This window comes from Streptomyces sp. NPDC053513 (assembly GCF_044544765.1).
Lineage (GTDB): Bacteria > Actinomycetota > Actinomycetes > Streptomycetales > Streptomycetaceae > Streptomyces > Streptomyces litmocidini.
In genome coordinates, this window is sequence record NZ_JBITXP010000002.1 from 456030 (window position 1) to 468114 (window position 12085).

The window sequence follows — 12085 nt, forward strand, 5'->3', positions numbered from 1 at the left end:
GACGTGAGCATGCAGACGCGACTGACGGCGGGCGACGCCGAGTTGACCATCGACCCCGAACACGGCTGCCGGATCGGGAGCCTGCGCATCGGCGGCACCGAACTGCTGCGCCAGGGCGAGCGGTACGGAAGCTTCCCGATGGCGCCCTGGTGCGGGCGGACCGAGAACGGCCGCTTCCGCAACGGCGCCACCACGCACCAGCTGCCGATCAACGCCGCCCCGCACGCCATCCACGGCACCGTCCGCGACCTCGCCTGGAAGACCGCCCGGACCTCCGCGGCCGAGGCGGTCTTCACCTGCGAGCTCGGCGACCCCTGGCCGTACAAGGGCCGGGTCACCCAGGTCTTCGAGCTGGCCGAGGACTCCCTCACCCTCCGCTTCGGCGTCGAGACCTACGACGACTCCTTCCCGGCGCAGGCCGGCTGGCACCCCTGGTTCCTGCGCAACCTGGGCCGGGGCGGTCAGGACGTACGGCTCGACTTCACGCCCGCCTGGCAGGAGGAGCGCGGTGAGAACCACCTCCCCACCGGCCGCCGCATCGACCCCCTCCCCGGCCCCTGGGACGACTGCTTCGGCATGCCCGGCGGCGTCGACGTCACCCTCACCTGGCCGGAGGAGCTGGAGCTGAAGGTGGCGAGCCGCGCCGAGTGGGTCGTGATCTACGACGAGCCGGAGGAGGCGGTCTGCGTCGAGCCGCAGTCCGGCCCGCCGAACGGCCTCAACACCCATCCGCGCCTGGTCACCCCGATCGACCCCCTGGAGGTCGAGAGCGTCTGGAGCTGGCGGCGGCTTTAAGCTCGTGGGCATGACTGACGTACGCGCTGAGCTGCTCCAGCAGATCAAGGACAAGGCCGTGGTGCACGGCAAGGTGACCCTCTCCTCGGGTCTGGAAGCCGACTACTACGTGGACCTGCGCCGGATCACGCTGGACGGTGCGGCTTCGCCGCTGGTCGGCCAGGTCATGCTCGAACTGACCAAGGACCTCGACTTCGACGCGGTCGGCGGTCTGACGCTGGGTGCCGACCCGGTCGCGACGTCGATGCTGCACGCCGCCGCCGCGCGGGGCGAGCGCCTCGACGCCTTCGTCGTCCGCAAGGCCGCCAAGGCCCACGGGATGCAGCGCCAGGTCGAGGGCCCGGACATCAAGGGCCGTCGCGTCCTGATCGTCGAGGACACCTCCACCACCGGCGGTTCGCCGCTGACCGCCGTCGAGGCGGCGCGCGCGGCCGGTGCCGAGGTGGTCGCGGTCGCCACGATCGTCGACCGTGCCACCGGCGCGGGCGAGAAGATCAGCGGCACGGCGGGCGTTCCGTACCTCTACGCGTACGCGCTGGACGAGCTCGGCCTGGCGTAACCGCCGCGAAGTCGTGACTTAGGGCCAGGACGCCCGGAAAAACCGTCCTGACCTGGTCTTTTGTTGAGGGGCGGGGTGTTTCACGTGAAACACCCCGCCCCTTGGCATGTCACGCCCGTGGGAGCCCGGACAAGAGTCTGGAAAGATGGGCCGCGACGATGACGTCGCCCCTAGGTCAGGGACAGCAACGCACACACCCCGCACATCACAAGGAGCGGACGAATGCCCATCGCAACCCCCGAGGTCTACAACGAGATGCTCGACCGGGCGAAGGCAGGCAAGTTCGCCTACCCGGCCATCAACGTGACCTCGTCCCAGACCCTGCACGCTGCGCTGCGCGGCTTCGCGGAGGCCGAGAGCGACGGCATCATCCAGATCTCGACCGGCGGTGCCGAGTTCCTGGGCGGTCAGTACAACAAGGACATGGTCACCGGCGCCGTCGCCCTGGCCGAGTTCGCGCACATCGTCGCCGCGAAGTACGACATCACGGTCGCCCTCCACACCGACCACTGCCCGAAGGACAAGCTGGACGGCTACGTCCGTCCGCTGCTCGACGTCTCCGCCGAGCGCGTCGCCCGTGGCGAGAACCCGCTGTTCCAGTCGCACATGTGGGACGGCTCCGCCGAGACCCTCGCCGACAACCTGGCCATCGGCCAGGAGCTGCTCGCGAAGGCCGCCGCCGCCAAGATCATCCTTGAGGTCGAGATCACCCCGACCGGTGGCGAGGAGGACGGCGTCAGCCACGAGATCAACGACGAGCTGTACACCACCGTCGACGACGCCATCCGCACCGCCGAGGCCCTCGGCCTGGGCGAGAAGGGCCGCTACCTGCTCGCCGCGTCCTTCGGCAACGTCCACGGCGTCTACAAGCCGGGCAACGTCGTGCTCCGCCCCGAGCTCCTCAAGGACCTCCAGGCGGGCGTCGCCGCCAAGTTCGGCAAGGCCGACCCGTTCGACTTCGTCTTCCACGGCGGCTCGGGCTCGACGGCCGAGGAGATCGCCACCGCGCTGGAGAACGGCGTCGTGAAGATGAACCTCGACACCGACACCCAGTACGCCTTCACCCGCCCGGTCGTGGACCACATGTTCCGCAACTACGACGGTGTCCTGAAGGTCGACGGCGAGGTCGGCAAGAAGTCCACCTACGACCCGCGCACCTGGGGCAAGCTGGCCGAGGCCGGCATGGCCGCCCGCGTCGGCGAGGCCTGTGTCGCGCTGCGCTCGGCCGGCACGAAGCTGAAGTAAGCCTGTGACCGACGGGCCCGGTACCTCCCGAGGTGCCGGGCCCGTCGTGTTGTCCGTCGACGGGAGGGCCCGATGTACGACTTCGACCGGCAGATAGACCGGCACGGAACCTGGTCGGTCCAGTGGGACGGGATCGCGGATCGCTTCGGCGTCCCCGACCTGCTGCCCTTCACCATCTCCGACATGGACTTCGCCTCCCCGCCGGAGGTCCTCGCGGCCCTGCGCGAGCGCGTCGACCACGGGGTCTTCGGCTACACCGACTGGCGCCTCGGCGAGTTCCGGGAGGCGATCCGCCACTGGTACGCGAGCCGGTACGGCGCCGAGATCGACCCCGGGGCGCTGGTGTACGCGCCCTCCGTGCTCTCCCAGCTCTCGCAGCTCCTCCGGATGTGGACGGAACCCGGCGACGGCGTGGTCGTCCACACCCCCACGTACGACGGCTTCCGCAAGGCCGTCACCGGCCTCGGCCGCGAGCTGCGGGGCGTCCCGCTCGACGACCCGGCGGCCCTGGAGCGGGAGCTCGCCCGGCCGGACAGCCGGATGCTGCTGCTCTGCTCCCCGCACAACCCGACCGGCCGGGTGTGGACGGAGGAGGAGCTCACCGTCTTCGCCGAGCTGGCCGAGCGGTACGGCGCGGCCGTCGTCAGCGACGAGATCCACGCCGACCTGACGGCCGAGGGCCACCGGCACGTCCCCTGGACCCGGATCGCCGAGCCGGGGCGGGGGCGCCGCTGGGCCCTGATCACCTCCGGCACGAAGGCCTTCAACTTTCCGGCGCTCTCCGGCTCGTACGGCGTGGTCGGCGATCCCGACGAGCGCGAGGCGTTCGTCCGGCGCATGGAGACCGGCGAGGGGCTCGCCTCGCCCGCGGTGCTCTCCCTGACCGCGCACATCGCCGCGTACCGGCGGGGCGCGGCCTGGCTGGACGAGCTGCGCGGATACGTGGCGGGGACGATGGACGTGGTCCGGGAGCGCCTCGCGGAAGGCCTTCCGGAGGTCGACTGGACGCCCCCGCAGGCCGGCTACCTGGCCTGGATCGACCTGCGCCCGCTCGGCATCGAGGAGACCCGGCTCCAGGAGGAGCTGGTGGCGGTGGAGAAGGTCGCGATCATGCCGGGCGGGGTGTACGGCACCCCCGGCTTCGTCCGCCTGAACGTCGGCTGCCCCCGGAGCAAGGCCGAGCGGGGTGTGGACGCGCTGGTCAGGGCGGCGAACCGGCTGCGCCGTGCCTGACGGAGAGCGATACCGGCGGGGCCGGAGTCGGTGACGTGTTCTAGTCTGCGTGCACCGTGCCCCGCTCTGAGGGCCGGAGACCATGCTTTCTGGGGGGTCTCTTCATCGTGCGCAAGCGCACTCTCTCCGCCGCGACCTCGCTCGCGGTCCTGTTCGGCTCGGCGGCGATCGTCACCGGTACGGTCGCCCCGGCCGCTGCCGACTCGATCGTCCCGCTGAACGTCGGAACCATCGGCGACCTGGTCGTCGACGGCGCCCACCAGCGCCTGTTCATCAGCGACACGTACAACAGCCGCGTGGTCGTCACCGACTTCGCGGGCCACCTCGTCAGGACCGTCGGCAACCTGCCCTACGTCCGCGACCTCGATCTCTCCGCCGACTCGGCCACGCTGTACGCGGCGGTGTCGGGCGCGGACAAGGTCGTCGCCATCGACACGGCGCAGCAGGCCGTCACCGCCGAGTACCCCACGGGCGAGGGCACCGTGCCCTCGACCCTCGCGGCCGCCGCCGGGAAGCTCTGGTTCGGCTACGGCGAGAACTGGGACTCGGAGCTGGGGTCCGTCGACCTGACCACGCCCACGCCGACCGTGACCCTGGCGCTCACGACGGGCGCCGACTGGTCGAGTCCGCCCACCCTCCGCACCGACCCGGCTGCGCCGGACACGCTCGTCGCCGCCGACGGCACCATCAGCTCGGGCCCGATCGTCGTGTACGACACCGGTTCGGGCACGCCGGTCGTCCGCACGTCCACGAAACGCGACGGGTTCGTGAAGGACATCGAGATCGCCCCCGACGGCAAGAGCGTCGTCGCGGCGGACCGGGTCACCTCGCTCACCCGGCTCAGCCTGACCGACCTCTCCGAGCAGGAGCACTTCCCGGTGTCCGGGTCCGCGGAGAAGGTGGCCGTCGCCCCGGACGGCACCGTGGCCGGCCAGACGTGGGACAGCGACGACGTCGGTGACACCTTCGTCTTCGCGGGCGGCTCCGCGACCCCGCCGAGCGTCCGGGACACGAAGGCCTGGGCGGCGTACGGCACGATCATGTACGGCGGGATCGAGTGGGCCCCCGACAGCACCCGGCTCTTCGTGCCGGTGCAGGAGCCGGGCCGGTCGGCGTACTCGCTCCGGGTCTACACGTCGCCGAAGCTCCACACCGTCTCCGTGACGGTGAAGGCCCCGGCCACCGCGCCGATCAACAAGCCGCTCACCGTCTCCGGCTCGGTCGCCTCCACGCTGGGGCTGCCGGCCGGCACTCCGCTCACCGTGACGCGGTACGACGCCGAGAACCCCGGTGGCAAGGCGCTCGGGACGCGGAAGCTCGCGACGAACGGCACGTTCTCGTTCCCGGACACCCCGGCCGCGGCCGGGAAGGTCTCGTACAAGGTGGCGTACCCGGGCGACGCCAAGCACGCGTACTCCACCGGGACGGCCGCCGTGCAGGTGGCGCCCTTCCCGACGCACCTGAGGCTGGACCAGAACCGCCGCACGGTCGCCTACGGCACCGACGTGACGTACACGGCCTCCCTCGGCTGGACGTACCGGAACCGGACCGTGGAGATCTGGGCGGACCCGTACGGCTCGGAGCCCAAGCGGCTGCTCAAGCGCGGCACGGTCGACTCGGCGGGCAGGCTGTCGGTGACGACGAGGATGACCCGGGACACCTGGGTGACCGCGGACTTCGCCGGTGACACCCGCTCCGGCCGGGCCCACGTCGGCTCCACCGTGTACACGAAGGCCGGCGTGACGACCACGCTGTCCCGGCACTACAAGTGGTCCAAGATCGGCACCATCTGGTACCAGACGTACCACCAGACCACCGACCCGCTGGTCACCGCGTGGAACAACCCGTACCCGGGCCGCCGGACCAAGTACGAGATCCAGGTCTGGTACCAGGGCGCCTGGCGCACCGGCGGCGAGGACTACGTGACGCTGAACGGCGGCGGCATGGCGTACATCGCGTTCGACGGCGACGGAGCCGCCGGCATCCGCGCCCGGGTCCGCACGGGGTACGTGGACGGCACGTCCGGCGACAACGTGAACACCACGTCCTTCGGGGCGTGGAAGTACTTCACCTTCACCCGCTGACCGCCGGAGCCCGTCCGGAAGGAGCCCCGTCCACCGTTTCCCCGGACACGGTGGGCGGGGCTCCGTCGTTCGCGGGATCATGCAGGCATGGACATCCGGATGAGCTCCGGGACGGGCCGCTGGATCGTGTTCACCACGGTGCTCGGGTCCGGGATGGCGCTGCTCGACTCGACCGTCGTCAACGTCGCCCTGCCGCACATCGGCGAGGACCTGGGCGCCGACCTCGCCGTCCTCCAGTGGACGGTCAACGCCTACATGCTGACCCTGGCCGGGCTGATCCTCCTCGGCGGCTCGCTCGGCGACCGCTTCGGGCGGCGGAAGGTGTTCGTCGTCGGGGTGGTGTGGTTCGCGCTCGCCTCGCTGCTCTGCGGCCTCGCCCCGAACGCCGGGGTGCTGATCGCGGCCCGCGCCCTCCAGGGGGTGGGCGGGGCGCTGCTCACGCCCGGCTCCCTCGCGCTGATCCAGGCGAGCTTCCACGAGGACGACCGGGCGCGGGCCGTCGGGCTCTGGTCGGGCTTCGGCGGCGTGGGCGCGGCGATCGGGCCGTTCGTGGGCGGCTGGCTGGTGGACGGGCCCGGCTGGCGGTGGGTGTTCCTGCTGAACGTGCCGCTCGCCGCCGTCTGCGTGCCGGTCGCCCTGCGGCACGTGCCGGAGTCGCGGGACGAGACGGCGCACGGCCGCTTCGACGTGCTCGGCGCGGTCCTGGGCGCGGCGGCGCTCGCCCTCGTCACGTATGCGCTGATCGGCGCGGCCTGGTGGGCGGGGGCGGCCGGGGTGCTGGTCGGGGCGGGGTTCGTGGTGGTGGAGCGGCGGCGCGGGGAGCGGGCGATGGTGCCCCCGTCGATCTTCCGCTCCCGCCTCTTCACGGTGGTCAACCTGGTCACCCTGTGCGTGTACGCGGCCTTCGGCGGCTTCTTCTTCCTGGCGGCCCTCCAGCTCCAGGTGGTCGCCGGCTACTCGGCGCTCGGCGCCGGTGTGGCGCTGCTGCCGACGACCGTGCTCATGCTGCTGCTGTCGGCGAAGTCCGGGGAGCTGGGGGAGAGGATCGGGCCCCGGATCCCGCTCACGGTGGGGCCGCTGCTGTGCGCCGGCGGGATGCTGCTGATGCTGCGGGTCGGGGAGGACGCCTCGTACGTGACGGACGTGCTGCCGGCGATGCTCGTCCTCGGGCTCGGCATGACGGCCCTGGTCGCCCCGCTGACCGCGACCGTCCTCGCCTCGGTGGACGTGTCCAGGGCGGGCCTCGCGAGCGGCATCAACAACGCGGCCGCCCGCGCGGCCGGGCTGATCGCGGTGGCCGCGCTGCCGCTGCTGGCCGGGATGGGGCCGGAGGCGTACCGCTCGGCGGACGAGTTCGGGGAGACGTTCCGGCGGGCGATGCCGATGTGCGCGGGGGTCCTGGTGGCGGGCGCGGTCCTCGCCTGGACGACCATGCGGACCCCGGCCGCGCCGGCGGGCTGCCACCCGGGGTGCAGGGTCCACTGCGGGGTGCAGGCGCCGCCCCTGGACCCGGGGCGGCGGGACCTCCCCGTCCACGGGGCGGACGGCGGGGCGGGGTCCTGAGGCAGACTGGCCCCATGGCCATCCACGAGAACCTCCTGGGGGGACCGGCCCCCACCCACCTGCCCGACGACCCGGGCCCGCGCGAACTGCTCGCGAACGGCACGGCGCCGGCGGACGTCGCCGCGAAGTACCCGACCTCCTCGCTCGCCTGGGCCCGGCTCGCCGACGACGCCTACGAGCGCGGCGCGGTCGTCGAGTCGTACGCCTACGCCCGTACCGGCTACCACCGCGGCCTGGACGCGCTGCGCCGCAACGGCTGGAAGGGCCACGGCCCGGTGCCGTGGGAGCACGAGCCGAACCGCGGCTTCCTGCGCGCGCTGCACGCCCTGGCCCGGGCGGCCGGCGACATCGGCGAGAAGGACGAGTACGAGCGCTGCACGACCTTCCTGCGCGACTCCTCGGAGACGGCGGCGGAGACGCTCGGCTGACGTTTCCCGGAACTGAGGGACGCCCTTTCCCCGTCATGGGGAAAGGGCGTTCGAACTCAGGGGGGGAAGTCTGTCGTGGGGAAACGTGCCTTACCCGCAGGACGCCGGGGAACGAGGAGGAAACGCGCGTCGGGGACCCGCCTCAGCCTCCCGGTCCTGGCCCTGGTGACGGTCTCGCTCGGTCTCGGGGCCTCTCTCGCGCACCTCCAGAGCGGGCCCGCACCCGGGGCGGCGGCACCGGCGGCGACCGCGTCGACGGCGACCGCGCCGCGTCCCCGGCCCACGGCGGCGAAGCCGAAGCCGAAGCCGGAACCGGCTCCCGGGAGGACACGGCTCCCCGCACCCGGGCCCACACCGAAGAGGACCACCGTCCCGCAGTCCGGCTCCGGCACCTTCACCACCGCGCAGGCCTCGGGCGAGCCCGTCGGCCACGGCGGCACCCTGCGCCGCTACCGGGTCCAGGTCGAGGACGGCATCGCGCTCTCGGCGCGCGGGACGGCCGAGGAGATCCAGCGGATCCTGGCCCATCCGCGCGGCTGGGCCGCGCACGGCCGGGGCCGGTTCCAGCTGGTCTCGGAGGACGCCGACTTCGTCATCAGGATCGCCACCCCGGACACCGCCGACGCCCTCTGCGCGCGGCAGGGCTACCGCACCCACGGCGAGCTGAACTGCGAGACCGCCGACGGCGTCGTGGTGAACCTCAAGCGGTGGATGCTCGGCTCGCCGACCTTCGCGGGGGAGCCCGCCGAGTACCGGCACCTGATCATCAACCACGAGGTGGGACACGAGATCGGCATCCGCTCGCACCTGGGCTGCCCGGGGCCGGGCAGGCTCGCGCCCGCGATGATGCAGCAGATCAAGGGCCTGAACGGCTGCCGTTCGAACGCTTTTCCGTATGACGAAGAGGGGATCTACATCACGGGCCCGATCGTGTCATGATGCGCTTGGGACGCGCGCGAAGAGGCGCGCCTCCCGAGGGGACCGGAGCTCCCGTGGCGCCCAGCAGAGCGCGCACGGTGGAGCGGACCGCTACCCGGTAGCCCGTATCGAGGAGACAGAAATGTCCACCTTCCCCGATGCCTCCGGAGCCGGCTCGGTCGTCGACGACCCGAACCTCGACTTCGCGGGCACGACGCCGTACGAGGACTACGTCCAGGCGGACGTCCTCACCCACCTCCAGCACCTCCGCTCGGACGACCCCGGCGAGATGGTCTTCCTGGTCACGACCCAGGTCATGGAGCTGTGGTTCACGGTGATCGTCCACGAGTGGGAGACCGCGAGCCGCGCCCTGCGCGAGGACCGGGTGCCCGTCGCGATGGACGCGCTCAAGCGCTCGGTGCGCGAGCTGGAGGCCCTCAACCACTCCTGGCGGCCGCTCGCCCAGCTCACCCCCGGCCAGTTCAACGCCTACCGGGCGGCGCTCGGCGAGGGCTCCGGCTTCCAGTCGGCGATGTACCGGCGGATGGAGTTCCTGCTCGGCGAGAAGTCCGCGTCCATGCTCGTCCCGCACCGGGGCGCGCCCCGCGTCCACGCCGAGCTGGAGAAGGCCCTGCACGAGCCCAGCCTGTACGACGAGGTCCTCGGCCTCCTCGCCCGGCGCGGCCTGCCCGTACCGCAGGAAGTCCTCGGCCGTGACCTGGCGCAGCGGTACGAGCCCTCGCCCGAGGTCGAGGCGGTCTGGGCCGGCATCTACGCGGACGCCGACCAGAACGGCGAGCTCGTCCGGCTCGGCGAGGCCCTGAGCGACGTCGCCGAACTGGTCTGGCGCTGGCGCAACGACCACCTGGTGGCGACCCGGCGCGCGATGGGCGCGAAGACCGGCACCGGCGGCTCCGCGGGCGTGGCCTGGCTGGAGAAGCGGGCCCAGAAGAACGTGTTCCCCGAGCTCTGGACGGCCCGCAGCCATGTCTGACGACCTCCTGAAGCGGGCCCCGGAATCCGACGCCGACGCCCTTCGCGAGCGGGCCCGGGAGCTCGACGCCGCCGACGCCCTCGCCGGGCACCGCGCGAAGTTCGCCCTCGACGAGGAGACCGTCTACCTCGACGGGAACTCCCTCGGAGCGCTGCCCGCGCACGTCCCGGCCCGCATGGCCGACGTCATCACCCGCGAGTGGGGCGAGCTGCGCATCCGCTCCTGGGACGAGTCCGGCTGGTGGACCGCGCCCGAGCGGATCGGCGACCGGATCGCCCCGATCGTCGGCGCCGCCCCGGGGCAGATCGTGGTCGGCGACTCGACGAGCGTGAACGTCTTCAAGGCGGTCGTCGCCGCCGCCCGGCTGAACGGCGGAGACCGCGACGAGATCCTCGTCGACGCGACGACCTTTCCCACGGACGGGTACATCGCGCGGTCCGCGGCACGGATGACGGGTCACGAGATCGTGGCATGCGACCCGGCCGACATGGCGGCCGCGGTGAGCGACCGCACGGCCCTCGCGCTCGTCAACCACGTCGACTACCGCACGGGCCGGCTCCAGGACCTGCCCGGACTCACCGCCGCGCTCCACGCGGCGGGCGCGCTCGCGGTCTGGGACCTGTGCCACAGCGCGGGCGCCCTGCCCGTCGGCCTGGACGCCCACGGGGTCGACCTGGCCGTCGGCTGCACCTACAAGTACCTGAACGGCGGCCCCGGTTCGCCCGCGTACCTGTACGTCGCCGAGCGCCACCAGGCCGCCTTCGACTCGCCGCTGCCCGGCTGGAACTCGCACGCCGACCCGTTCGGCATGACCCCCGGCTACGAGGCGGCGGACGGCGCGCTCCGGGGCCGGGTCGGCACGCCCGACATCCTGTCCATGCTGGCCCTCGAAGCGGCGCTCGACGTCTGGGACGGCGTCGCGGTCGAGGACGTCCGGGCCAAGTCGCTGGCGCTGACGGACTTCTTCCTGGAGTGCGTCGAGGCGTACGTCCCCGAGGGCCGGGTCACCTCCGTGACCCCCGCGGCGCACGGTGAGCGCGGCAGCCAGGTGGCGCTGAGCTGCGCGGACGCGCCCGCCGTCATGACGGAGCTGATCAAGCGCGGGGTCGTGGGCGACCTGCGCCGCCCGGACGTCCTGCGGTTCGGCTTCACCCCGCTGTACGTGGGCTTCGCGGACGCGGAGCGGGCGGCCCGGACCCTCGCGGACGTCCTCGGGGGCCTCGGCGGCTGATCGGATGATCGCCTGATCTGCGGGGGTCCCGGTGCTGGTACCGTCCCCGCAGGTCAGGCCAATTCGGCCCCGCACCCGAGAGGTTGGAACAGCATGCCGGACCCCGCCGCGCGCGATGCCGCCGAAGAGGCGTCGGCCTTCTCGCACCCGGCCGTCGCCCCGGACGCCACCGCCGCGTACGGCGACCACCCGGACCAGGTGGTCGACTTCTACGCCCCGCGCGACGGGCGCACCCGGGCCCCGCTCGTCGTCGCCCTGCACGGCGGCGCCTGGCGGGCGCCGTACGACCGGCAGCACCTGACCCCCTTCGTGGACTTCCTGGCCCGCCGGGGCTTCGCCGTGGCCAACGTCGAGTACCGGCGCGGCCCCGGCCTCCCCCACCAGGGCGGCACGGCCCCGGTCGCCGGACGCTGGCCGGAGACCTTCGACGACGTGGCGGCGGCGCTCGACGCCGTGACGGACCTGGCCGCCGCGCACCTCCCGCAGGCCGACCCGCGGCGGACCGTCCTCACCGGCCACTCGGCGGGCGGCCACCTCGCGTTGTGGGCCGCCGCCCGGCACGTCCTGCCCGCGGACTCGCGCTGGCGCCTGCCGGCCCCGCCGGAGCTCCGCGGCGTCGTCGCCCTCGCCCCGATCGCCCACTTCGGGCGGGCGGTGGAGCTCGGGGTGTGCGGCGGCGCGGTCACGGAACTCCTGGGCGGCGAGGCGGAGTACGCGGCGAGGGCGGCGTCCGCGGACCCCGCCGTCCTCCTGCCGACCGGCATCGCGACGACCCTCGTCCAGGGCCGTGAGGACGTCGTCGTGCCGTACGCGGTGGCCGACGCGTACGCGGAGGCGGCGGCGAAGGCGGGCGAGGAGGTCGGCCTGACGCTCCTGGAGGGCATCGGCCACTTCCCGCTGATCGACCCGGCGGCGGACGCGTGCGCGGTGGTGGCGGAGGAGATCGCCCAGCTGGCGTGGTGAGCCCGGAACTCCGGATTCCCGTACAACCCTTCGAACGGGTCACGAGTCTCATCAGGCACGGCCTTCCCGTGT

Annotated in this window: 11 protein-coding genes; all 11 read left to right on the forward strand. The window is 72.9% G+C overall.

Annotated elements, in window-relative coordinates; all coding sequences use genetic code 11:
• The first annotated feature begins 9 nt into the window (after positions 1-9).
• The 11 genes from ACIGW4_RS05340 to ACIGW4_RS05390 all read left to right on the forward strand — a co-directional run bounded on the left by ACIGW4_RS05340 (position 10) and on the right by ACIGW4_RS05390 (position 12013).
• A complete protein-coding gene (locus ACIGW4_RS05340; protein WP_398708442.1) occupies positions 10-795 on the forward strand; it encodes an aldose 1-epimerase in 786 nt (261 codons plus the stop codon).
• Positions 796-805: 10 nt separating this feature from the next.
• Positions 806-1354 (forward strand): orotate phosphoribosyltransferase, encoded by a 549-nt coding sequence (gene pyrE, locus ACIGW4_RS05345; protein WP_041129971.1) that lies wholly within the window; start codon positions 806-808, stop codon positions 1352-1354.
• Positions 1355-1576: 222 nt separating this feature from the next.
• The gene (gene fbaA / locus ACIGW4_RS05350; protein ID WP_123453244.1) at positions 1577-2599 is read left to right on the forward strand and encodes a class II fructose-bisphosphate aldolase; all 1023 of its coding nucleotides are present in this window, start codon (positions 1577-1579) and stop codon (positions 2597-2599) included.
• A 72-nt stretch (positions 2600-2671) separates the two neighbouring features.
• Positions 2672-3832, forward strand: a complete 1161-nt coding sequence (locus ACIGW4_RS05355; RefSeq protein ID WP_123453242.1) for a MalY/PatB family protein — start codon at positions 2672-2674, stop codon at positions 3830-3832.
• A gap of 107 nt (positions 3833-3939) precedes the next feature.
• Positions 3940-5916: a YncE family protein gene (locus tag ACIGW4_RS05360; RefSeq protein ID WP_399578618.1), complete on the forward strand. Its 1977-nt coding sequence runs from the start codon at positions 3940-3942 to the stop codon at positions 5914-5916.
• 87 nt (positions 5917-6003) lie between these two features.
• On the forward strand, positions 6004-7479 hold the full coding sequence (locus ACIGW4_RS05365) for an MFS transporter (protein ID WP_359586767.1): 1476 nt from the start codon (positions 6004-6006) through the stop codon (positions 7477-7479).
• 14 nt (positions 7480-7493) lie between these two features.
• Positions 7494-7907: a DUF3151 domain-containing protein gene (locus tag ACIGW4_RS05370; RefSeq protein WP_041129967.1), complete on the forward strand. Its 414-nt coding sequence runs from the start codon at positions 7494-7496 to the stop codon at positions 7905-7907.
• A gap of 75 nt (positions 7908-7982) precedes the next feature.
• Complete coding sequence (locus tag ACIGW4_RS05375) at positions 7983-8846, forward strand: DUF3152 domain-containing protein (RefSeq protein WP_399578621.1); 864 nt, start codon at positions 7983-7985, stop codon at positions 8844-8846.
• A gap of 121 nt (positions 8847-8967) precedes the next feature.
• Entirely contained in the window at positions 8968-9819 is an 852-nt protein-coding gene (locus ACIGW4_RS05380) for a tryptophan 2,3-dioxygenase (protein ID WP_123453233.1), read from the forward strand.
• Positions 9812-11050 carry a kynureninase gene (gene kynU / locus ACIGW4_RS05385; protein ID WP_399578624.1) on the forward strand — a complete coding sequence of 413 codons (1239 nt, stop codon included), beginning with the start codon at positions 9812-9814 and terminating at the stop codon, positions 11048-11050. The genes ACIGW4_RS05380 and kynU overlap by 8 nt, the downstream gene beginning before the upstream one ends.
• 93 nt (positions 11051-11143) lie before the next feature.
• The gene (locus ACIGW4_RS05390) at positions 11144-12013 is read left to right on the forward strand and encodes an alpha/beta hydrolase (protein ID WP_359586771.1); all 870 of its coding nucleotides are present in this window, start codon (positions 11144-11146) and stop codon (positions 12011-12013) included.
• Positions 12014-12085: the final 72 nt, after the last annotated feature.

Bases quoted from the DNA above. Each gene is read 5' to 3' on its own strand.
- ACIGW4_RS05340 (WP_398708442.1), top strand. From the start codon at position 10: ATGCAGACGCGACTGACGGCGGGCGACGCCGAGTTGACCATCGACCCC.
- ACIGW4_RS05380 (WP_123453233.1), top strand. From the start codon at position 8,968: ATGTCCACCTTCCCCGATGCCTCCGGAGCCGGCTCGGTCGTCGACGAC.
- pyrE (WP_041129971.1), top strand. From the start codon at position 806: ATGACTGACGTACGCGCTGAGCTGCTCCAGCAGATCAAGGACAAGGCC.
- ACIGW4_RS05355 (WP_123453242.1), top strand. From the start codon at position 2,672: ATGTACGACTTCGACCGGCAGATAGACCGGCACGGAACCTGGTCGGTC.
- ACIGW4_RS05390 (WP_359586771.1), top strand. From the start codon at position 11,144: ATGCCGGACCCCGCCGCGCGCGATGCCGCCGAAGAGGCGTCGGCCTTC.
- ACIGW4_RS05370 (WP_041129967.1), top strand. From the start codon at position 7,494: ATGGCCATCCACGAGAACCTCCTGGGGGGACCGGCCCCCACCCACCTG.
- fbaA (WP_123453244.1), top strand. From the start codon at position 1,577: ATGCCCATCGCAACCCCCGAGGTCTACAACGAGATGCTCGACCGGGCG.
- ACIGW4_RS05365 (WP_359586767.1), top strand. From the start codon at position 6,004: ATGGACATCCGGATGAGCTCCGGGACGGGCCGCTGGATCGTGTTCACC.
- kynU (WP_399578624.1), top strand. From the start codon at position 9,812: ATGTCTGACGACCTCCTGAAGCGGGCCCCGGAATCCGACGCCGACGCC.